The organism is Stutzerimonas sp. CXK-1 (genome assembly GCF_057738225.1).
Genome location: NZ_CM173217.1, coordinates 3,863,715 through 3,886,643 on the forward strand (window position 1 = coordinate 3,863,715; position 22,929 = coordinate 3,886,643).

Below are 22,929 nucleotides of genomic sequence, written 5' to 3' on the forward strand. Positions count from 1 at the left end.
TGCCCATGTCACGCCTCTATCCGCCCCCACTCGACGACGTTACCGCGCTGCGGCAGCACCTGCGCATGCCGCACCTGCGCTATCTGGACATCTCGGCCGCCAACGCACTGGACCAGGCGGTGCGGCGTTGGCCGCTGCTGGCAGAAAGCGAAAGCATCCGCCCTCTGGACAGCGCGCTGCGCTCGCCCTCCGATGATCAGAAACCCATCGCACAGGAGCGGCTGGCGTGAACCGCCTGATCCTGCAAGGACTGTGCGGCGGGGTAGGAACGACTGCCGTGCTGTGCGGCCTCGCCCTGGCGCTGCATGAGCAGGGTGAGCGCGTCTTGCTGATCGATGGCAGTCCCCACGACCTGGCGCGTCTGCACTTCGGCGACGAACTGGCTAACACCACCGGCTGGGCACGGGCACACCTCGATGGCATCGCCTGGAACGAGGCGCTGGAGGTGCGCCCGGGGCTGCAGGTATTGCCTTACGGCCGCCTCGCGAAGGCTGAAATCCGGCAGATTGATCGGCTCATGGCACAGCAGCCCGAGTTCTGGCCGACACGCTGCACACAGTTGCGGCCGTATCACGACTGGGTGCTGTTCGACCTGCCATCGATCAGCGGCGATTCGCATGCCGCGCGAACGGAACATGACGGGGTCGACCTCCTGATCGACGTGGCCACGCCGACACCGGCCTGCCATGCCGTGCTGCACCGAGCAGCTGACAGGCAGCCAGACCTGATGCTGATCAATCGCTTCAACCCCGCCAGCCAGCTGCAGCGAGACCTGGTACTACTCTGGCGCGTTGCCTACAGCCCGGCGCAGGCGCCGCAGATCATCCATGAGGATGAGGCTGTCGCCGAGGCGCTGGCGCACAAGCTTCCCGTTGGTCTCTATGCTCCTCATAGTCAAGCCGCCGGCGACTTGCGCAACCTGGCACTTTGGTGTCTGGCGCGCAAAAAGGCGGGGACGCGGCATGCCTAGCGTTCGGGCCTATTATCGGCACCTGCGAAGCGTCCGTGGCGCCGGGCGCCTGGCAGCGACTCAGTGGGCTTTTGGCTATCTGCTCGCTGTCGTGCTGTTACGCCTTGAAGGGCCGGCGTGGCAGTCCGTGCTGGCTGACCGGCAGCGCTTGTACCCCCACCTGGCAGGCAAGGCGCCTTCGCTCGGCGACCCGCTGCGCGTACTGCTACAGACGCTATGGCTGCTGCTGGCGCGCCCGCCCCGCCCCTGCAACGTGGCGGTCGATGCACCAGCCCAGCGCTGGCTACGCTGGCCCGCCGTCTTACGTACAGGTTGGCGCCGTGGCGGAGCGCTGGCGCGCGGCCTTGCGCCAGCGCCCCTGCCACTGCTGGAGCGCTCCGGTGCATGGACCGATCGCCTGCTCGATTCGCTTTCGCCATCGGCCAGGCTGGCGCTGCAGGGACTGCTCGCGACCGTCGCAACGCTACTCGCCCTGTTGTGCGTGACAGAGCCGTTCAGTTATGGCGCGCAGGTTATCTTCGTGCTCCTGCTGTGGGGGCTGGCGCTAGCCGTCCGACGCCTGCCGGGGCGCTTTGCGGTGCTGATGCTGATCGTACTGTCGGCGATCGTCTCCTGCCGCTACATCTGGTGGCGCTACAGCGCCACGCTGAAATGGGATTCGTCCTTCGACCTCATCTGCGGATTGGTCCTGCTGGCAGCCGAAACCTACTCCTGGGTGGTCCTTATCCTCGGCTATGTGCAAACCTGCTGGCCACTCAATCGCCAGCCAGCTCAGTTGCCCACCTCGCCCACGCAGTGGCCGAGCGTCGACCTGCTGATCCCAACCTACAATGAGGACCTTTCAGTTGTACGCACCACGGTGCTCGCTGCCCTGGGCCTGGACTGGCCGGCCGACCGGTTGCGCATCTACCTGTGCGATGACGGTCGCCGCGAACAGTTCCGGCAGTTCGCCGACGAGGTGGGCATCGGTTACATCACCCGCCCCGACAACCGCCATGCCAAGGCCGGCAATCTCAACCATGCGCTGACCGTGACCAGCGGCGAGCTGATCGCCATCTTCGATTGCGATCACGTACCGGTCCGCTCGTTTCTTCAAGTCACCGCCGGCTGGTTCGTGCGCGACCCGAAAATGGCGCTGGTCCAGACTCCGCACCATTTTTTCTCGCCGGATCCGTTCGAGCGCAATCTGGGCTCGTTCCGCCACAAACCCAATGAGGGCGAGCTGTTCTACGGCCTGGTGCAGAACGGCAACGACATGTGGAATGCGGCGTTCTTCTGCGGCTCGTGCGCAGTACTGCGCCGTACGGCAGTCGAGAGCATCGGCGGCTTCGCGGTAGAAACGGTCACCGAGGATGCGCATACCGCCCTGCGTCTGCATCGTGCCGGCTGGAATTCCGCCTACCTGCGCACGCCCCAGGCCGCAGGCCTGGCGACCGAAAGCCTGTCGGCGCACATCGGTCAGCGCATCCGTTGGGCACGCGGGATGGCCCAGATCTTTCGTACCGACAACCCCCTGCTGGGTAAGGGCCTGACGATATTCCAGCGTCTGTGCTACGCCAACGCGATGCTGCACTTCCTCGTCGGGCTGCCGCGACTGATCTACCTGACCGCACCGCTCGCCTTCCTTCTATTGCATGCCTACATCATCTATGCCCCGGCACTGCTGATTGTGCTCTACGTACTACCGCACATGATTCACGCCAGCCTGACCAATGCCCGACTGCAGGGGAAGCACCGACACTCGTTCTGGGGCGAGGTCTACGAGACGGTCCTGGCGTGGTACATCGCTCGCCCGACAACCGTGGCGCTATTCAATCCCGGCAAAGGCAAGTTCAACGTCACGGCCAAAGGCGGCCTGATGGACGAGAACCAGTTCGACTGGCATATCGCCCGGCCCTATCTGCTGCTGGCACTGCTCAACGTGCTCGGCCTGGGCTTCGCGGCGTGGCGCATCGTCTTCGGTCCCGCCGCAGAAATTGCCACGGTACTGGTCAGCACTCTGTGGGTCCTCTACAACCTGCTGATCATTGGCACCGCAGTCGCCGTCGCCGCCGAGGTGCGTCAGGTGCGCCGTTCGCACCGCGTGCTGACACAGCTGCCGGCCTCGCTGCGGATTCCCAGCGGCCACGTGCACCCTTGCACGCTGAGCGACTTCTCCGACAGTGGCGCCGGCCTCGAGCTGCCCCTGCCGCTGCCCCTGGCCCCAGAAGACCGGGTACAGCTGTTGCTACGACGCGGCGAGCGTGAATTCTCCTTTCCGGCACGGGTGACGCGCCTGTCCGGCAAGCACCTGGGTCTGCGCCTCGAAGACCTCGACCTGGCTCAGCAGATCGACTTCGTGCAATGCACCTTTGCCCGGGCCGACGTCTGGCTCAACCGGCACGACCAGTTCGAAGCCGACCGACCACTGCGCAGCTTCATCGAGGTGCTACGTCTGGGCGGTCGCGGTTACTACCGGCTGCTCGAGTACATTCCCGCCGGTTTCGGCAAACCCCTGCGTCCCCTCTTCCGGCTGGCGGCCTGGCTGCTCAGTTACTTACCGCGCACGCCGGCCGCCCGCCCACTGGAATACCGCACATGAAGCGTCGATTGGCCTCCTTGCTGACCCTCCTCGCCCTGCTCCCGGCCACCGGACCGGCCCTGTCGGCTCCCGCCGAAGGCCTCCAGACAGCCGAGGCGGCTGCGCCGCCCGCATGGCAGACCAGCCGCAGCTTCACCGAGCTGGGTCGGCCGCAGGACCAGTTGTTGCTCGGCATTCGCAACGCCGAACAGGTCGAATTCCAGCTGCGACGCGATCGTATCGCCACCGATGCGCGCCTGATGCTCGACTACACCCCTTCGCCGGCTCTGCTCCCGGTGCTGTCGCATCTGCGCATCTACCTGAACGACGAACTGATGCGGACCCTGCCCATCAGCCAGGAACAGCTTGGCCAACGGGTTCGCCAGGATATTGTGCTGGATCCCTATCTGCTCGGTGACTTCAACCGCATCCGGGTCGAGTTCGTCGGCCACTACACCGATGTTTGCGAGGACCCGGCGCACAGCGGTCTGTGGCTCAATCTCGGCCGTCAGAGCCGTATCGTGCTTCACGAACAAGCCCTCGACATCGCCAGCGACTTGGCCTGGTTTCCCCTGCCTTTCTTCGATCAGCGCGACAATGCGCCGCTGCAACTGCCGATGCTCTTCGCCGGGGCACCAACGCCGCAGACACTGCGCGCCGCCGGCATTCTGGCCTCGTACTTCGGCAGTCGAGCGGCCTGGCGTGGCGCCAGCTTTGCCGTGCACTACGGCGAGTTGCCGGCAACGGCCGGACGTCCGCAGCCGGCCGTTGTGTTCGCCACCAATGACCATCGTCCGCCGTTGCTAGGCGATCATCCCCCGGTGGACGGTCCGGTCGTCGAGCTGATCGACCACCCAACCGATCGCTATACCAAGCTGCTGCTGGTACTTGGTCGCGACGAGGCCGACCTCGTCCAGGCCGCGACCGCACTCGCCCTCGATCAGGGCCAGCTGCGCGGTAGCCGGGTGGCCATCGAGAGGGTCGAGGTTGCGCCACGACAGCCCTACGATGCACCGAACTGGATTCGCACCGATCGGCCGGTGGCCTTCTCCGAGCTCATCGATTATCCACAGCAGCTCCAAGTGAGCGGCCTGCAACCCTATCCGATCTCGCTCGAGATCAACCTGCCACCAGACCTGTTCGTCTGGCGCAACCAGGGCATTCCGCTGGAGACGCGTTACCGCTACACGCCGCCGGCCACGCAAGATGAGTCTCGCCTGAACATCACGGTTAACGACCAATACATCAGCAGCATTGCGCTCAAGCCCAGCGACAGCCGCAGCAGTGTGGAAAACCTGCGCCTGTCGGTACTGTCTGCGGACGCTTCGACCGAGCGTGAAGAGCTGTTGGTGCCAGCCCTGAAGATGGGCATGCGCAACAAGGTACGCTTCGAATTCAACTTCGCCAGCAAGCTGGGCAACGCCCAGCGCGACCACTGCCAGACCTACCTGCCGACCAACATCCAGGCGGCGATCGACGAGAGCTCCACCATCGACCTATCGGGCTACCACCACTACATGGCCATGCCGGATCTCAAGGCCTTCGTGCGCAGCGGCTTTCCCTTCAGCCGCATGGCCGACCTTTCCGAGACGCTCGTGCTGATCCCTCGGGAACCCAGCACTTCGGAAGTCGGCACCTTGCTCGACACGCTAGGTTTGATCGGCGCTCAGGTGGGCTATCCGGCCCTGGCCGTGCGGGTGACCGATGACTGGAACGAAGCCCAGGCGGCGGATGCCGACCTGCTGCTGGTCGGCCCGCTGCCCGATGCGTTGCGCAGCGAGAAGGCGCTTCCCGTCCTGCTCGATGCACCACGCAGTTGGCTCACACAGGAATCGTCCGGCCCAGGCGACAGCAGCACCGTGACACGCCTGACCATGCGCGCGGGCGCCCCGCTGGCCGCCGTGCTCGGCCTTCAGTCACCGTTCCATGAGCAACGCAGCCTGGTCGCACTGCTGGCCACCTCTGGCGAAGACTATCGACTGCTACGCGACGCGCTAGGCGACGTCGGCAAGCAGCAGGCGTTTGCTGGCTCGGTGGCGCTGATCCGTGAGAGCGGCGTGAGCAGCCATGCGATCGGCGAGCCCTACTACGTAGGCGAACTGCCCTGGTGGCTGTTGCTCTGGTTCCACCTGTCCGAACATCCCGTGCTGCTAGCATTCATGGCTGTGCTGAGCATCGTGCTGCTGGCCGTCGTGCTGTGGCGCACGCTACGCTGGGCGGCCGCGCGCCGCCTCGCGGACGGCCAGTGAGATCGGTTGTGATGAAGCGCCTGCTGGTGCTGCTCACCCTGCTCTCGCCGTCGCTCTGCGCGCAGGCCGAGAGCCCGCGCGATAGCGTTCAGCAGACGGCTTGGCTGCTAACCCAAGCCAGGACCGGCGAGGCGCTCAACCGTGACGATCTGATCGCCGATGCACTGAACCGCTTGCGCCTGGTCACACCGAACGATCCGCAGCTGCTGCTGGCCGAGATGCGCCTGGCGCTGCGCCAACGGGACTTTGCACGCGTGCGGGCGGTGCATGCACGGCTGCCGGCTACCGGCGCGAATGCCGACGCCCGCGCGCAAGCGAGCCAGCTGCTCCGGCTGGCAGACGAACAGACCCAGAAGGACGTACAGCAGGCTCGACTCGCTGCGATTGCCGGCCGCAGTGACGACGCCTTCGCCCGTATGACCGCGCTGTTCGGCGAGACACCGCCAACCCTCGAACTGGCGGTCGAATACTGGCGCCTGCGCAGTGCCCGCTCGGGACAGCGCGAGCCCGCCATCACCGCCCTGCGCGCTCTGGACGAGCAATATCCAGGCAACCCGCCGGCGCGCCAGCTGCTGGCCAACCTGTTGTTCGAAACCGGGCAGGATGAAGCCGCTCTGGCGCTGCTCGCCGAACTCGGCCGCAACCCGGCGGCCACCGACGCTGCTGCCCAGCGTGAGTTTGAATATCGGGTCGCGCAACCCGTCGGCGCGAGGGCGCTCGCCGGTTGGCAGAGCTTCCTGGAGCGCTATGCCAACACGCGCTTCGCCGAAGACGCCAACCAGCACCTCGAGCGAACCCGCCGGCTCAGCGCAGACCCATTCTGGCAAGCGGGCCAGCGAGGCCTGGAGCTGGTCTCGCGAGGCCAGGACGAAGCTGCCGAAGGGCAGCTACGAAAGGCCCTCGAACGTTACCCCGATGAGCCAGCCTTTCTCGGTGGGCTGGGCCGCTCGCTGATGCGTCCCGGGCGCCGCCCCGAGGCCCTTCGCTATTTCGAACGGACCAAGACCCACGAGCAGGACATCGACAACCTGACCAAGTGGAACGACCTGATTGCAGCCACTAGCTACTGGTTGACGCTCGAACAGGCCGACCTGGCGCTCGAGCAGCATGATGCGGCCCAGGCCCAGGCGCGCTATTCCGCCGCGCTGCGCCAGCAGCCGGACAGCCTGTTCGCCCGCGTCGGGCTGGCACAAGTCGCCGAACAGCAGGGGCGCACCGAGGATGCCGAAGCCGGCTACCGTCAGGTACTCGAGCACGAGCCAGGCAACGGCAGTGCCATCCGCGGGCTGGTCCGGCTGTATCGCAGTCAGTCGAGCGATCGGGCGCTGGCTTTCATCGACTCGCTGGCTTCGGCGCAGCGTCAGACCTTCGAGCCACTGCGCCGCGATCTGCTGCTCGAGCGCTACACCAGCCGGGCGGAACAGGCCCTGCAGGCACAGAATCACGCCGCCGCCCTTACGGCGCTGCGGCAGGCCCGGGCGCTCGCACCGGCGGATCCTTGGCTGGCCTATCGACTGGCCAACCTGCTTGAGGAGCAGGGCCAGCGACGTCAGGCCGATGCCGTATTCGCAGACCTGCTGCGGCGCCAGCCCGGCGACCCCACTGCCCACTATGCCCATGGGCTCTACCTGGCGGCAGCCCAACGCGACGTTGCTGCCTTGGCAACGCTCGGCGACGTTGCCCCAGAACTATGGGACGAAGGTATGCGCACGCTCGCCGCTCGCGTCCAGCGTCGCCAGTTGCTAGAACGTGCTGAAACGCTGCGCGCCAGCGGGCGCGAGGCCGCCGCGGTCGGGCTGATCGAACACGCGGTGCGCGAGAATGGAGGGCCACCTGATGATCTCGTCATGCTGGCCGACTGGGCGGCGAGCCGTGGTGAGCCTGACAAGGCGCTCGACTACCTGCAACAGGCCTTGAAGCTCGATCGTCAGCATGCCGGCGCACGCCTGGCCCGTATCGAGGTACTGGTGGCCGCCAACCGCCTCGCCGAGGCACGCGATAGGCTCGTGCACGACGTGCCGCAGCTGGCTGCAGGGGACATCAATGGGCGTCGCCGACTGGCCAACAGCTGGGCAGCGGTCGGCGAACTCGCAACCGCCCGTACGCAGCTGATCGCGCTCGAACGCCAGCAGGCGGAGGCCGATCCTCTGTTGCGCCGTGATACCGCCCGCCTGCTGCGCGACAGCGAGCCGCAGCAGGCCATCGGCCTCTACCGACAGGCCATGCTCGAAGCCGGGCTGCTGGCGGGTGCCGACGACGCAGCGAGCATGACAGCGGCAACGCGTACCGACGCGAACGACGACTGGCTCGCGCGCAGCCTGCGCAGCGACCTGGCCGAGCTGTACCAGGCGCAGAATCCGACGCTGACGCTGCAGCACCACTTCGGCTGGCGCAACGACGACGGCACGCCCGGCATCTCGGAACTGAAGTCCAACACCACACTGCTCCACCTGCAATGGCCGGGCGCCGGCCAGCGACGCTTCCTACGTGCCGAGCGCATCGATCTCAACGCCGGCTCGCTCGAAGCCGACCGGCAAACCGGTCGCGGTCCTGACTTCGGCGCCTGCCGCGAGACCGATGGCTGTGATGGCAAGCGCCAGCAAACCGATGCCTTGATGCTGGCGGGGGGAATCGGCAACGATCGGCTGGCGCTCGACGCCGGGTTCAGCCAGGGTTTCGAAATCGACAATCTGTTCGGCGGACTGAGCGCCAACGGTGATCTCGGCCCGCTGGGCTGGTCGCTCACCGCTTCCCGCCGACCGATGAGCAACTCGCTACTGTCCTTTGGCGGCAGCGTCGACCCGGCCACCGACACGCGCTGGGGGGCGGTCACCGCCAACGGTGCCAGCCTTGGCCTGAGCGTGGATGAAGGCGGTGCCCATGGCGTCTGGGCCAACCTTGGCCAGCACTGGCTGCGCGGCGAAAGAGTTGCCGACAACCAGCGGTTCACCGGTATGGCCGGCTACTACTACAAGTGGCTCGACCGCGTGGACGAACGCCTGCGCACGGGCCTGACGTACATCCACTTCAGCTACGAGCGCGACCTCAGCGGCCATACGCTGGGTCAGGGCGGCTACTGGAGCCCTCAACGCTACGACTCCATCGGCGTACCGGTCAGCTATGCCTGGCGCAACGCGGAGTGGTCCATTCTGCTCGAAGGCGGTTTGGGATGGGCAGTCTCGAGCAGTGACGATAGCCGCCGCTACCCGCTAGACGAGCTGAACGCCCGGCTCCCGATCATTTCACCGCAGGCAGCCAGCGAAGTGAGCGAGGGCTCGACCAGCCGCGGCGTCAGCTACCGCCTGCAAGGCCTGTTCGAGCGTCGCCTGACCGATCACTTCGTGCTCGGCGGTGCATTCAACTGGGTCTACAGCGAGGACTACGCGCCGAGCAGTGCACTGCTTTTTCTGCGCTATCACTTCGCACCGTGGCGCGGCGACCTGTCCTGGCCGGTGGAGCCGCTGCAGCCATACGCCGAATTCCGCTGAGCGTCGGCAGCCGCTCATTCGCGAGTCCACCCCGTGGCGGTGGCAGGTATACTGCCGCCCTTTCCGGCCGGACGGCCGTTTCATCCCCGCCCGCAGGACCCCGAGATGGACAGCATCAATTCCCGCATAGCCGAAGAACTGGGCGTGCGCCCGCAGCAGGTCGCCGCCGCCGTGGCACTGCTCGACGAAGGCTCGACCGTGCCCTTCATCGCCCGTTACCGCAAGGAAGTCACCGGCAGCCTGGACGACACCCAGCTGCGCAACCTGGAAGAGCGCCTGCGCTATCTGCGCGAACTCGAAGACCGCCGCGGTGCGATCCTCTCCAGCATCGCCGAGCAGGGCAAGCTGACCGCCGAGCTGGAGCGTGAGATCAAGCTGGCCGACACCAAGACGCGCCTGGAAGACCTTTATCTGCCGTACAAGCAGAAGCGTCGCACCAAGGGCCAGATCGCGCTCGAGGCCGGCCTCGGCGAGCTGGCCGATGCGCTGTTCGGCAACCCGGAGCTGGCCCCGGAGCAGGAAGCCGAGCGCTTCATCGATGCCGACAAGGGCTTCGCCGATGTGAAGGCGGTGCTCGAGGGCGCCAAGTACATCCTCATGGAGCGCTTCGCCGAGGACGCCGATCTGCTGGCCAGGCTGCGCGAGTTCCTCAAGCACAACGCCACCCTGGCCGCGCGCGTGGTGCCGGGCAAGGAAGCCGAAGGCGCCAAGTTCAGCGATTACTTCGAGCATGACGAGCCGTTCAAGGCGGTGCCTTCGCACCGTGCGCTGGCAATCTTCCGCGGGCGCAACGAGGGCGTGCTGTCGATCGCGCTGAAGGTCGGCGACGAAGTGCCGGGCAACCTGCACCCTTGCGAGGTCATGGTCGCCGAGCGCTTCGGCATCGCCAACCGCGGCCGTGCTGCCGACAAGTGGCTGGCCGAGGTGGTGCGCTGGACCTGGAAGGTCAAGCTCTACACCAGCCTGGAAACCGACCTGTTCGGCGAACTGCGCGAGCAGGCCGAGGACGAGGCGATCAGCGTGTTCGCCCGCAACCTGCACGACCTGCTGCTGGCCGCACCGGCCGGCCCGCGCGCGGTACTGGCGCTCGACCCGGGCCTGCGTACCGGCTGCAAGGTTGCGGTGGTCGACGCCACCGGCAAGCTGCTCGACACCGCCACGGTCTACCCGCACGCCCCGCGCAACGACTGGGACGGCACCCTGGCGATCCTCGCCAAGCTGTGCGCCAAGCACGCCGTCGACCTGATCGCCATCGGCAACGGCACCGCCAGCCGCGAGAGCGACAAGCTGGCCGGCGAGCTGATCAAGAAGCTGCCGGGCCTCAAGCTCACCAAGATCATGGTCAGCGAGGCCGGTGCTTCGGTGTACTCGGCCTCGGAGCTGGCCGCCAAGGAATTCCCCGACCTGGATGTGTCGCTGCGTGGCGCGGTGTCCATCGCCCGGCGCCTGCAGGACCCGCTCGCCGAACTGGTGAAGATCGAGCCCAAGGCCATCGGCGTCGGCCAGTACCAGCACGACGTCTCCCAGCTCAAGCTGGCGCGCTCGCTGGATGCGGTGGTCGAGGACTGCGTGAACGCCGTCGGCGTGGACGTGAACACCGCCTCGGCGGCGCTTCTGGCGCGCATCTCCGGGCTCAACGCGACCCTGGCGCAGAACATCGTGCAATTCCGCGACGCCAATGGCGCGTTCAAGTCGCGCAGCGAGCTGAAGAAAGTGCCGCGCCTGGGCGAGAAGACCTTCGAGCAGGCCGCCGGCTTCCTCCGTGTGATGAACGGTGACAACCCCCTGGACGCCTCGGCGGTGCACCCGGAGACCTACCCGCTGGTCAAGCGCATCGCCGCCGATACCGGCCGCGACATCCGTTCGCTGATCGGCGACTCGGGCTTCCTCAAGCGCCTTGACCCGGCCAGGTTCACCGACGAAACCTTCGGCCTGCCGACCGTCACCGACATCCTCAAGGAGCTGGACAAGCCCGGCCGCGACCCGCGTCCGGAGTTCAAGACCGCCGAGTTCCAGGATGGCGTCGAGACGCTCGCCGACCTCAAGCCCGGCATGACACTCGAGGGCGTGGTGACCAACGTCACCAACTTTGGCGCCTTTGTCGACATCGGCGTGCATCAGGATGGTCTGGTGCACATCAGCGCCCTGTCGGAGAAGTTCGTCAAGGACCCCTACGAGGTGGTCAAGGCCGGCGACATCGTCAAGGTCAAGGTGATGGAAGTGGACATCCCGCGCCAGCGCATCGGCCTGTCCATGCGCCTGAACGATACCCCCGGGGAGAAGATCGAAGGGCAACGCGGCGGCCCGTCGCGCGGTAACAGCCCGCGCAGCGAGCGCCACTCGAAGCAGGACAAGCCGGCGCCGGCCAATGCCGGCATGGCCGCGCTGTTCGCCAATGCCAAGCAGCTGAGGAAATAAGCATGAGCATTCAAGTCGAGGCGGTGGGTAACTCCAGCGCCTTCGGCCGCCTGCTCGGCCTGGAGATCCATCAGGTCGGCCAGGGCGAGGCCGTGCTCGGCCTGACCATGCACGACGGCTTGCGCAATCTGCACGGCAAGCTGCACGGCGGCGCACTGTTCTCGCTGATCGACACGGCCATGGGTCAGGCCAGCCACAGCCTGGGCGACGGCTCGCCGAACAGCGTGACGCTCGAATGCAAGGTCAACTACATCCGCCCGGTCACCGACGGCGAGCTGCGCTGCCGCGCCTGGGTGGTGCATGGTGGCCGGCGCACCCAGGTGCTCGAGGCCGAGGTGCATCAGGGCGACAAGCTGATCGCCAAGGCCCAGGCGACCTTCGCCTGCCTGTAATACCGGCCGAAGCGCGGCAACCCCGCGCTTTTTCTTGTCGTCTGACGCTTGAAGCCGCCGAGCCGCCCCCCCATATTGGCCCGACTGTCGGTGAAGGAATCCACACCTTGAGCGATCTTCTCTCCCATCGTCTGGCATTGCTGGCCGAGCACTCCAACCTGCCCCTGCTCCGCCAATGCCTGCACGGGATCGAGCGCGAATGCCTGCGTGTCGACAGCCACGGCCAGCTGGCCCTGACGCCGCACCCGTCGACGCTGGGCTCGGCACTGACCCATCCGCACATCACCACGGACTATTCCGAAGCGCTGCTGGAGTTCATTACCGGCACTGCCAGCGACCCGCAGCAGACCCTCGACGAGCTCGACGCCATCCACCGCTTCACCTACACGCGGCTGCAGGACGAGCTCCTGTGGAGCCCGTCGATGCCCTGCCCGCTGCCGGACGAGGCCGACATCCCCATCGCCGAGTACGGCCGCTCCAATGTCGGCCGGCTCAAGCATGTCTACCGTCAGGGCCTGGCGCTGCGCTATGGCAAGACCATGCAGTGCATCGCCGGGATCCACTACAACTTCTCGCTGGCCGAAGGCATCTGGCCCTTGCTGCAGGCCGACGACGGCGATCGCCGTTCGCCGCAGGCCTACCAGTCCTCGCGCTACATCGCGCTGATCCGCAACTTCCGCCGCTACAGCTGGCTGCTGATGTACCTGTTCGGCGCCTCGCCGGCACTGGACAAGGGCTTCCTGCGCGGCCGCCCGCACCAGCTCGAGCAGCTCGACGCCGATACCCTCTACCTGCCCTACGCCACCAGCCTGCGGATGAGCGACCTGGGCTACCAGAACAATGCCCAGGCCGGCCTGACGCCCTGCTACGACGACCTCGACAGCTACACCGAGAGCCTGCACGCCGCGGTGTCCACGCCCTACCCGCCCTACGCGGCGCTGGGTATCAAGGACGCCGCGGGCAACTGGCAGCAGCTCAACACCAACGTGCTGCAGATCGAGAACGAGTACTACTCGAACATCCGCCCCAAGCGCGTCACCGCCACCGGCGAGCGCCCGCTGCAGGCGCTGCGCGCACGCGGCATCCAGTACATCGAAGTGCGCTGCCTGGACATCAACCCGTTCCTGCCGCTGGGCATCGACCTGGCCGAGGCGCGCTTCCTCGACGCCTTCCTGCTGTTCTGCGCGCTCGACGAAAGCCCCTGCCTGGCCGCCTGCGAATGCGGCGCGGCCACCGACAACTTCCTGCGCGTGGTCAACGAGGGCCGGCGCCCGGAATTGACCCTGCGCCGCGGCGAGCAGGAGGTCGGCCTGCAGCAGTGGGCCGGCGAGCTGCTCGAACGCATCGGCCTGGTTGCCGCGCAGCTCGACCAGAGCCAGGGCGGCGAGGCCCACGCCCAGGCGCTGGCCGAGCAGCAGGCCAAGGTCGCCGACAGCCGCCTGACACCCTCGGCGCAGGTACTGCAGGCCATGCGCGACACGGGCGAGAGTTTCACCCGCTTCGCCATGCGCCAGACCCTGCGCCACGCCGAGTATTTCCGCAGCCGCCCGCTGCCGGATGGAGCGCTCGCCCGCTTCGAACAGGCCGCGCGCGAGTCGCTGCAGCAGCAGGCCGCCATCGAGGCGGCCGACAGCCAGGACTTCGACAGCTTCGTCGAGCAGTATCAGCAGAGTCTGGGGTAGTAGGAGCCGGAGTGAGGCTGTGCGGTAGAGATCAGCGGTCGCCAGGTGCGGCCGCTTTTTCTTTGGCGCCGTGCAAGGCGCAACCTGCAGGCCGGGCGAGCAAAGCGCGGCGTCAGGCATAGAGGCGCGCGCCGAAACCTCACCCAAACAAGGTGGAAAACGCTGCGCGGTTTTCCACCCTACGGTTGTTCTGGCCTCTTACGGGGCGGCTGCCAACAGCAACTCGCCAATCGCCAGGAAGGCAAGCCTTCGGCTCCCCAAAGTCGCAGGTCATCTGCGATCGCGGCGCTACAGACTCTTTTCGAAAATCTTCGAATTGCGCTGGAAGTTGTACAGCGAAGCCCGCGCCGCCGGCAGCCGCTCGACGCCGATCGGCTCGAAGCCGCGCTCGCGGAACCAGTGCGCGGTGCGCGTGGTGAGCACGATGAGCTTTTTCAGCCCCAGCTTGCGGGCGCGCTCCTCGATGCGCTCGAGCAGCTCGTCGCCGCGCCCGCCATGGCGGTATTCCGGATTGACCGCCAGGCACGCCAGCTCGCCGGCGTCCGAGTCGGCGATCGGATAGAGCGCCGCGCAGGCGATGATCAACCCGTCGCGCTCGACGATGCTGAACTGCTCGACCTCGCGCTCGAGCACCTCGCGCGAGCGGCGCACCAGAATGCCCTGTTCCTCCAGCGGGGTGATCAGATCGATCAACCCGCCGACGTCCTCGATGGTCGCCTCGCGCAGCTGTTCGAACTGCTCCTGGGTCACCAGGGTGCCGGCACCGTCACGGGTGAACAGCTCGTTGAGAAGCGCGCCGTCGTCGGCGTAGCTGACCACATGGCTGCGCCGCACGCCGCCGCGGCAGGCCTGCGCGGCGGCATCGAGCAGCTCGGCCTGATACTGGCTGCCGAGGCGCTGGACGTAGGCCGGGATCTGTTGCGGGCGCAGTTCGCGCACCAGCTGGCCGTCTTCGTCGAGCAGGCCCGGCTCGGCACCGTAGAGCACCAGCTTGTCGGCGCTGAGATCGATCGCCGCACGTGTGGCGACGTCCTCGCAGGCCAGGTTGAAGATCTCCCCGGTCGGCGAATAGCCCAGCGGCGACAGCAGCACGATGGTGCGTTCGTCGAGCAACCGGCCGATGCCCTTGCGGTCGATGCGTCGCACCTCGCCGGTGTGGTGGTAGTCGACGCCGTCGAGCACGCCGATCGGCCGTGCAGTGACGAAGTTGCCGCTGGCCACGCGCAGCCGCGCGCCCTGCATCGGCGAAGCGGCCATGTCCATCGACAGCCGCGCTTCCAGCGCGATGCGCATCTGCCCGACCGCGTCGATCACGCATTCGAGCGTCTGCGCGTCGGTGATGCGCAGGTCGCGGTGAAAGCGCGGCTCGATACCCCGCGCCGCCAGGCGCGCCTCGATCTGCGGACGCGAGCCGAACACCAGCACCAGGCGCACGCCAAGGCTGTGCAGCAAGACGAGGTCGTGGACGATGTTGGCGAAGTTCGGGTGCGCGACGCCGTCGCCGGGCAACATCACCACGAAGGTGCGCTCACGGTGCGAATTGATGTAGGGCGAGGAGTCGCGAAGCCAGGTGACGTAGTCGTGCATGCGGAAATCCGTGTGCTGTCGCGCTGCGCTCAGGCGTGGGCCGGACGCAGGCAGTAATGTTCGATCAGGCTGCGCAGCAGGCCGAGGGTCGGCTCGATACGCGCGAGCTCCAGGTACTCGTCGGGCTGGTGCGCACAGGCGATGTCGCCGGGGCCGAGCACCAGCGTCTGGCAGCCGAGCTGCTGAAGATAAGGCGCTTCGGTGGCGAACGCTACCGCCTCGGCCTGGTGCCCGGTCAGGCGTTCGGCCAGGCGCACCAGCTCGCTGTCAGCCCGCTGCTCGAAGGCCGGCACGCTGGGGAAGATCGGCCCCAAGTCGATCTTCACCTGGTGCTGCTCGGCGACCGGCGCCAGCCGCTGGCGGATCGTCGTGCGCAGGCTTTCGGCATCCATCCCCGGCAGCGGACGCAGGTCGAATTCCAGCGCGCATTGGCCGCAGATGCGGTTGGGGTTATCGCCGCCGTGGATGCAGCCGAGGTTGAGCGTCGGCGTCGGCACGTCGAACAGCGGATTGCTGTACTCGCGCTGCCACTGCCCGCGCAGCGCGATCAGCTCGCCGAGCGCGGCATGCATCGCTTCCAGCGCGCTGTGGCCGTAGGCCGGGTTGGAGGAGTGGCCGCTCTGCCCGAGGATATCCAGACGCTCCATCATGATGCCCTTGTGCAGCCGCACGGGGCGCAGGCCAGTGGGCTCGCCGATCACCGCGGCGCGCCCCAGCGGCCGCCCGGCGGCAGCCAGCGCACGGGCGCCGGACATGGAGCTTTCCTCGTCGCAGGTGGCGAGGATCAGCAGCGGCTGGCGGAACGGTTGGTCGAGCAGCGTGCGCACCGCCTCGATGGCCAGGGCGAAGAAGCCCTTCATGTCACAGCTGCCCAGCCCGTACCAGCGATCATCGGCCTCGCGCAGCCGTAGCGGGTCACTGTTCCACAGGCCGGCATCGTAGGGCACGGTGTCGCTGTGGCCGGCCAGCACCAGACCGCCGGGGCCACTACCGTAGCTGGCCAGCAGATTGAACTTGCCGGGGGCGACTTGCTGGGTCTCGCAGGCGAAGCCGAGGTCGCCGAGCCAGGCGGCGAGCAGCTCGATCACCGGCTCGTTGGTCTGGTCCCAGTGCGGCTGCGTGCAGCTCACCGACGGCGCGGCGATGAGCGCGGCGAACTGCTGCTTGAAGTCGGGAATGGCCACCGAAGCTACCTCCTGAAGGTTGCGGCCCTTCAGTGAAGCATGAAACGGGCCGCGAGCGGCGCCAAAACAGCAGCGCCCCGTCGAAACGGGGCGCGCGCGACAGCCGGTGGGCTCAGGTGAAGATGAACTTGAGCACGGTGAAGAACACGATGGCGAGGAAGGCACCGGCCGGCAGGGTGATCAGCCAGGACATGAAGATCGAGCCGACCACGCCCAGGTTCAGCGCACCGATCCCGCGCGCGATGCCGATACCCAGCACCGCGCCGACCAGCGTGTGGGTGGTCGAGACCGGCAGGCCGATGGCCGAGGCGCCGACCACGGTGGTCGCAGTGGCCAGCTCGGCGGCGAAGCCACGGCTGGGCGTCAGCTCGGTGATTTCCTTGCCGATGGTGGCGATCACCTTGTAACCGTAGGTGGCCAGGCCGATGACGATACCGACCGCGCCGAGCAGCAGCACCCAGCCCGGTACCGCGGATTTGGCGGCGATCTCGGCCGCGCCTTCGGACTGGATGACGCCAACGATGGCTGCCAGCGGGCCGACCGCATTGGCCACGTCGTTGGCCCCGTGGGCAAAGGCCATGGAGCAGGCGGTGAAGATCATCAGCACGGCGAAGACCTTTTCCACACTGGCGAAGTGGAAGGTCTTGTCGGCTTCCAGGTCCAGCTTGATGCGGCTGAGCAGCGCGACGCCGAGCAACGCAACCAGCACGCCGATACCCAGCGCGACCAGCACGCCCTGCTCGCTGGTCAGCTGCAGGCCGACGTGCTTGAGACCCTTGGTCACGGTCATCAGCGCGACCATGAAGCCGGTGAGGAACATGTACAGCGGGACGAAACGCTTGGCGTTCTCGAACGGGTGATCGGTGTTGATGATCAGCTTCTGCACGCTCATGAACAGACCGAAGGCGACCACCCCCGAGAGCATCGGCGTGACCACCCAGCTGGCGACGATCGGGCCGATGGCCTCCCAGTGCACCGCATCGAGCGAGACGCCGACCGCGGCGAAGCCGATCACCGCGCCGACGATCGAGTGGGTGGTGGAAACCGGCCAGCCCTTCATGGTGGCGATCAGCAGCCAGGTGCCCGCGGCCAGGAGCGCCGACATCATGCCCAGCACCATCAGGTCCGGGGCGATCACCTGGGCGTCGACGATGCCATTCTTGATCGTTTCGGTGACTTCGCCGCCGGCCAGGTAGGCACCGCAGAACTCGAAGATCATGGCGATGAAGATCGCCTGCTTGATGGTCAGCGCACGCGAGCCGACCGAGGTGCCCATGGCGTTGGCCACGTCGTTGGCGCCCACGCCCCAGGCCATGAAGAAACCGAACGCGCAGGCGAGTACCAGGAGTACGAGGCCGTAATCCGAGATGAGAGACATAGAAGAATTACCTGTTGAACCCAGAAAGGACGCTGGCGCTTAGCGCGCCAGCAATTGTTCCAGTCGGTTGCCGACTCGCTCGGCCCGGTCGGCCACGTCGCCAATCCACTCGATGATCTTGTAGAGGAAGATCACGTCCACCGGCGGAAGGTCCTTTTCCAGCTTGTACAGGCTGCGGCGTACCGTGACCTGCATGCGGTCGGTGTCACGCTCGATTTCCTCGAGCTCCTCGACCATTTTCTCGACCAGTGTCGCCTCACGGCCACTGAAGCCGGTCTCGAGCAACGAATCCAGTTCCTTGAGCGCCTTCAGGGCCTGGGCGCTGGCATCCACGCTGCGCTGCACGTAGGCGAGCATCTGCGGTTGCAGGTCCTGCGGGACCTTCATGCAGCGGCCCAGGATCAGCCCGGCGATGTCCTTGGCACGGTTGGCGATTTTGTCCTGTACACTCAGCAAATCCAGCAGATCGGAGCGCGGAACCGGCAGGAACAGGCTTTTCGGCAGGTGCTGGCGGACGCTCTTCTTGAGCTTGTCGGCCTCGTTCTCCAGCTGGGCCATCTCTTTCTGGATCTGCTCGACACGCTCCCAGTCCTCGGCCATGACCGCCTGGAAGAGCGGCACCAGGTTGGCAGCACATTCGTGAGACTTGGCCATGTGCTGCTGCATCGGCCCGATGGGCGAGCGGCCGAACAGGCTGACGAAAGGATTGACTGGCATAGGGTGGGCCCCGGTTTCAAAGAGGCGCCAAGTATACGGACGTGCCCGAACACCCGCCACCGCGTGAAAGAAAGCTGAAACAACTCACACTATAGGCATCTGTCGGCACCATGCAGAAAGAAACCGAAATCAAGCTGCGCGCCAGCCGCGAGACCCTTCTGGCGCTGCGCGAGCACCCGCTGCTGAAGAAGCGCAACAAGAGCGGCTGGCAGCGCCACGAACTGTTCAACCAGTATTTCGACAGCCCCGAACACGCCCTGGCCCAGGCGCGCGTCGCGCTGCGCCTGCGCCGCGACGGCGAACAGTACATCCAGACCCTCAAGAGCCGCGGCCAGAGCGTCGCCGGCCTGTCCGAGCGCAACGAATGGGACTGGTATCTGGACAAGCCGAAACTCGACCCGAAAAAGCTCACCGACGACTGCTGGCCGGCCAGCCTCGTAGGCCTCGACAAGAAGACGCTGAAGCCGATCTTCACCACCGATTTCGTGCGCGAAAAGGCCGATATCGCCTGGGGCCGCGGCAAGCAGAAAGTCGTCATCGAGGCCGCGCTCGACCAGGGCCAGGTACTCGCCGGCAAGGCCGCCGAACCGATCAGCGAACTGGAGCTGGAGCTGCGCCAGGGCGAGCCGGCAGCACTGCTGGAGCTGGCCATCGAACTGGCCGCCGAACTGCCGCTGATGCCCTGCGACATCAGCAAGGCCGAGCGTGGCTATCGCCTGCACGACCCGGCGCACTACCAGGTGCAGCTGCCGGCCCCGTCACTCACCGCCACCATGCCGCTGGACCAGGCGATTCCGGCGCTGGCCTGGCACCTGCTGGGCAACAGCGGCCGCCTGGCCGAGCAGTATCGCCACAGCGGGCACTGGCGCCTGCTGGCCGACTGGTTCGAACAGCTGACCGGGCTGCGGGCACTGCTCGCCAGCCTTGGCCAGGCCGCGCCGCGGGCCAGCACCCGTGAGCTGCGCGAGCTGCTCGACGCGCTGATCGGCGACTGGCGCCCGCGCATCGAGGCCGGGCAGCAGGACGAGCAGCTGCGGCAGCAGGCCCCCGGCCTGTTCGCCGAGGAGCTTGGCCAGACCCGTTGGGGGCTGCTCTCGCTCAAGGCCTCTCTGTGGCTGCTGCAAAGCGGCTGGCAGAACGGCCGCAATGCCCGCGGCGATCGCCAGGGCGCTGCCCCGCTGGGCAACTGGCTGCTGCATCTGTGCCGCGATGAAGCCAAGGCGCTGCAGCTGCCGCTGTACCAGCGCCAGCCGGAGGATCTGGCCGAGCAGTTGCCGCGCATGGAGCGCCTGCTGGTCTGGCTGAAGCTCGCCCGCAGCGTGCTCGACCTGCCCGAAGTCGATCGTCTGTATGGCGAGCTGGCCAAGCTGCAGACGCTGGCCAGCGAACCGCTCAGCGAAGAGAGCCGCCCGCGGCGCAGCGAGCAGGCGCATCGCGTCTGGACCCTGCCGGCCTGGAAGCGGCTGGAAAGGTAACTGCCGGGATGAGCGCTGCGGCGCAGCGCCGGCCACCGCCCTTCCGGTAGGGTCGCCGGTGCTGTCCCGCCCGATTGCCTGAGGACCCCCATGACCGTCTTGAACAGCCCTGCCCGGGACCGCTTTCTCGACCTCAACGACCTGCTGCGCGAACTGGTTGCCCAGGGCCACGTCAGCCAGGACACGGCAGAGCAATGTCTGGCAGTGCGCCGCAGCATGACGAACACCCAGCAACACCCGCTGGAGTTCCTCGCCGCGCAGCAGATCGACGACCTGCGGCATCCCGGGCGCAAGCTCGACCTGGAAAGCCTGACCGTCTGGCTCGCCGAACAGGCCGGCCAACCCTACCTGCGCATCGACCCGCTGAAGATCGATGTCGCCGCCGTCACCCCGCTGATGTCCTACGCGTTCGCCCAGCGGCACGGCATCCTCGCCGTCGCGGTGGAGCCCGGCGCGGTCACCATCGCCAGCGCCCAGCCCTTCGTGCAGGGCTGGGAGGCCAACCTCACCCACGTGCTCAAGCGGCCGATCAAGCGCGTGGTGGCCAACCCGGCGGACATCCAGCGCTTCACCGTCGAGTTCTACCGCCTGGCCCGCTCGGTCAGCGGTGCCTCGGCCGGCGAGCAGAAGCCCAGTGGCAGCGGCAACTTCGAGCAGCTGCTCAACCTCGGCGCCAGCGACCAGGAACCCGACGCCAACGACGCACATATCGTCAACATCGTCGACTGGCTGTTCCAGTACGCCTTCCAGCAGCGCGCCAGCGACATCCACATCGAGCCGCGACGCGAACAGGGCACGGTGCGCTTTCGCATCGACGGCGTGCTGCACAACGTCTATCAGTTTCCGCCGCAGGTCAGCATGGCAGTGGTCAGCCGGTTGAAGTCGCTCGGCCGCATGAACGTCGCCGAGAAACGCAAGCCACAGGACGGCCGGGTCAAGACGCGCACCCCCGACGGCAACGAGGTCGAGCTGCGCCTGTCGACCCTGCCGACCGCGTTTGGCGAAAAGATGGTGATGCGCATCTTCGACCCCGAGGTGCTGCTGAAAAGCTTCGACCAGCTCGGCTTCTCCGGCGACGATCTCAAGCGCTGGCAGAGCATGACCGGCCAACCTAACGGCATCATCCTGGTCACCGGGCCGACCGGCTCGGGCAAGACCACCACGCTGTACACCACGCTCAAGCAGCTGGCGACGCCCGAAGTTAACGTCTGCACCATCGAGGACCCGATCGAGATGATCGAGGGCGCCTTCAACCAGATGCAGGTGCAGCACAACATCGACCTGACCTTTGCCAGCGGTGTACGCGCGCTGATGCGCCAGGACCCGGACATCATCATGGTCGGCGAGATCCGCGACCTGGAGACCGCCGAGATGGCGATCCAGGCGGCACTGACCGGCCACCTGGTGCTCTCGACCCTGCATACCAACGACGCGCCGAGCGCGATCACCCGCCTGCTCGAACTCGGCGTGCCGCATTACCTGCTCAAGGCCACGCTGCTCGGCGTCATGGCCCAGCGCCTGGTGCGCACCCTCTGCCCGCACTGCAAGCAGCCCACCGCGCTCGACGCCGACGACTGGCAGACGCTGACCCGCCCGTGGAACGCGCCGCTACCGACCCATGCGCAGCGGGCGGTCGGCTGCCTGGAATGCCGCGATACCGGTTATCGCGGGCGCGCCGGCGTCTACGAGATCATGCTGATGAACGACGCCATCAAGCCGCTGATCACCGCCGACACCGACCTCGTTGCGCTGCGCCGGGCCGCGTTCAAGGATGGCATGCGCAGTCTGCGCCTGTCCGGCGCACAGAAGATCGCGGCCGGGCTGACCACCATTGACGAAGTGCTGCGGGTGACACCCCAGAGCGAGCAACGCTAGGGGTTTTCGCTCCGGGGCGCGCGAAGCGCCCCCTGCCTCACGCGGCACGGGCTCGGCAGACGCCGAGCGCAGCGTTGCCAGCCATTGGCGATGCGAGGTTCAGCCGTCCGAACGCGCGGCCAGGATGCCCGCCACCTGGTTCGGCTTGCAGTTCAGGTAGGCCGAATTGCGCACCCACTTCTGGTCCGGATACCAGGAAAACATGAACTGCCCACCCTTGAGGCTGTCGACCACCATGCGTGCGACCTCCGGGCGTACTGCCGGGCAGCCCTGGCTGCGACCGATGCGCCCCTGGGTGGCGATCCAGGCCGGGTTCACATAGGCCGCCGGATGGATGACGATGGCGCGCTCGCGGGCGCGGTCGTTGATGCCCGGCTCCAGCCCGTCCATGCGCAGCGAATAGCCATGCTTGCCGGTGTAGCTTTCGGCCGTGCGGAACAACCCGATGCTGGACTGGTGGCTGCCGACGCGGTTGGAAAAGCGCGTCGCCAGGTTCTCACCGGACTTCTGCCCATGGGCCACGAAATCACGCAGCAACAGACGCTGCTGGCGAAGGTCGAAGATCCACAGGCGACGCTCGGACGAGGGACGGGAGAAATCGATGACCGCCAGGCGGTCGGCCGGGGTGGCGCCATTGTTCACCGCGCACTGCATGGCGGCGACGGCATGGGTAAGGACCTGACGGTCAAGCTTGGGCGCTGTCCTGGCGAGGCTGTCGACCAGCGGTTCGTAGGCCGGCGCGCCGGCAAGAGCCGGGGACGCCAGGGCGACGAGACCTGCCGCCAGGCAGAGACGTCGAAGCAGTGCAAGCATGATGTAACCTCTTCGGGCACGGCTGCCGACTTCCTGTCCGCCGGCGCCTACCACCGCTGCCAATAGACGGCAGCGACTCAGGTTCGAGCGATCGGACGGATCGCTCGACGCGATATGTTGTTAGGGTCTTATGACCTGCAG

The 22,929-nt window shown here is 66.8% G+C and carries 15 protein-coding genes; 10 read left to right on the forward strand and 5 right to left on the reverse strand.

Annotated features, from left to right (window positions below):
* Nucleotides 1-5: 5 nt before the first annotated feature.
* The 8 genes from bcsR (at nucleotide 6) to gshA (ending at nucleotide 13,759) form a co-directional block, all read left to right on the forward strand.
* Nucleotides 6-230: a cellulose biosynthesis protein BcsR gene (gene bcsR / locus AC0KXH_RS18375; protein ID WP_061339198.1), complete on the forward strand. Its 225-nt coding sequence runs from the start codon at nucleotides 6-8 to the stop codon at nucleotides 228-230.
* The gene (bcsQ, locus tag AC0KXH_RS18380; RefSeq protein WP_061339143.1) at nucleotides 227-970 is read left to right on the forward strand and encodes a cellulose biosynthesis protein BcsQ; all 744 of its coding nucleotides are present in this window, start codon (nucleotides 227-229) and stop codon (nucleotides 968-970) included. Before bcsR ends, bcsQ begins: the two co-directional genes overlap by 4 nt.
* Nucleotides 963-3,551 carry a UDP-forming cellulose synthase catalytic subunit gene (gene bcsA / locus AC0KXH_RS18385; RefSeq protein WP_488223831.1) on the forward strand — a complete coding sequence of 863 codons (2,589 nt, stop codon included), beginning with the start codon at nucleotides 963-965 and terminating at the stop codon, nucleotides 3,549-3,551. The genes bcsQ and bcsA overlap by 8 nt, the downstream gene beginning before the upstream one ends.
* On the forward strand, nucleotides 3,548-5,779 hold the full coding sequence (gene bcsB, locus AC0KXH_RS18390; protein ID WP_200290478.1) for a cellulose biosynthesis cyclic di-GMP-binding regulatory protein BcsB: 2,232 nt from the start codon (nucleotides 3,548-3,550) through the stop codon (nucleotides 5,777-5,779). Before bcsA ends, bcsB begins: the two co-directional genes overlap by 4 nt.
* 11 nt (nucleotides 5,780-5,790) lie before the next feature.
* Entirely contained in the window at nucleotides 5,791-9,267 is a 3,477-nt protein-coding gene (bcsC, locus tag AC0KXH_RS18395) for a cellulose synthase complex outer membrane protein BcsC (protein ID WP_488223832.1), read from the forward strand.
* A 105-nt stretch (nucleotides 9,268-9,372) separates the two neighbouring features.
* Nucleotides 9,373-11,685, forward strand: a complete 2,313-nt coding sequence (locus tag AC0KXH_RS18400; RefSeq protein WP_061339139.1) for a Tex family protein — start codon at nucleotides 9,373-9,375, stop codon at nucleotides 11,683-11,685.
* A gap of 2 nt (nucleotides 11,686-11,687) precedes the next feature.
* The gene (locus tag AC0KXH_RS18405) at nucleotides 11,688-12,077 is read left to right on the forward strand and encodes a PaaI family thioesterase (RefSeq protein ID WP_052813488.1); all 390 of its coding nucleotides are present in this window, start codon (nucleotides 11,688-11,690) and stop codon (nucleotides 12,075-12,077) included.
* A 107-nt stretch (nucleotides 12,078-12,184) separates the two neighbouring features.
* Nucleotides 12,185-13,759 carry a glutamate--cysteine ligase gene (gene gshA, locus AC0KXH_RS18410; protein WP_488223833.1) on the forward strand — a complete coding sequence of 525 codons (1,575 nt, stop codon included), beginning with the start codon at nucleotides 12,185-12,187 and terminating at the stop codon, nucleotides 13,757-13,759.
* A gap of 288 nt (nucleotides 13,760-14,047) precedes the next feature.
* On the opposite strand, the gene argA is transcribed toward gshA, so the two are convergent.
* The 4 genes from argA to AC0KXH_RS18430 all read right to left on the reverse strand — a co-directional run bounded on the left by argA (nucleotide 14,048) and on the right by AC0KXH_RS18430 (nucleotide 18,625).
* Entirely contained in the window at nucleotides 14,048-15,346 is a 1,299-nt protein-coding gene (gene argA, locus AC0KXH_RS18415; RefSeq protein WP_041109545.1) for an amino-acid N-acetyltransferase, read from the reverse strand.
* Between the two features lie 29 nt (nucleotides 15,347-15,375).
* The gene (gene argE / locus AC0KXH_RS18420; RefSeq protein WP_488223834.1) at nucleotides 15,376-16,530 is read right to left on the reverse strand and encodes an acetylornithine deacetylase; all 1,155 of its coding nucleotides are present in this window, start codon (nucleotides 16,528-16,530) and stop codon (nucleotides 15,376-15,378) included.
* Nucleotides 16,531-16,642: 112 nt separating this feature from the next.
* Nucleotides 16,643-17,908 (reverse strand): inorganic phosphate transporter, encoded by a 1,266-nt coding sequence (locus AC0KXH_RS18425; protein WP_041109544.1) that lies wholly within the window; start codon nucleotides 17,906-17,908, stop codon nucleotides 16,643-16,645.
* 39 nt (nucleotides 17,909-17,947) lie between these two features.
* Entirely contained in the window at nucleotides 17,948-18,625 is a 678-nt protein-coding gene (locus AC0KXH_RS18430) for a TIGR00153 family protein (protein ID WP_041109542.1), read from the reverse strand.
* Nucleotides 18,626-18,735: 110 nt separating this feature from the next.
* Here AC0KXH_RS18430 and AC0KXH_RS18435 point away from each other — a divergent pair, with 110 nt between their 5' ends.
* On the forward strand, nucleotides 18,736-20,100 hold the full coding sequence (locus AC0KXH_RS18435) for a CYTH domain-containing protein (protein WP_488223835.1): 1,365 nt from the start codon (nucleotides 18,736-18,738) through the stop codon (nucleotides 20,098-20,100).
* Between the two features lie 90 nt (nucleotides 20,101-20,190).
* On the forward strand, nucleotides 20,191-21,975 hold the full coding sequence (tfpB, locus tag AC0KXH_RS18440) for a type IV pilus assembly ATPase TfpB (protein WP_043222543.1): 1,785 nt from the start codon (nucleotides 20,191-20,193) through the stop codon (nucleotides 21,973-21,975).
* Between the two features lie 99 nt (nucleotides 21,976-22,074).
* Here tfpB and AC0KXH_RS18445 read toward each other — a convergent pair whose 3' ends face one another.
* Nucleotides 22,075-22,788, reverse strand: a complete 714-nt coding sequence (locus tag AC0KXH_RS18445; RefSeq protein WP_488223836.1) for a murein L,D-transpeptidase catalytic domain family protein — start codon at nucleotides 22,786-22,788, stop codon at nucleotides 22,075-22,077.
* Nucleotides 22,789-22,929 lie beyond the last annotated feature (141 nt).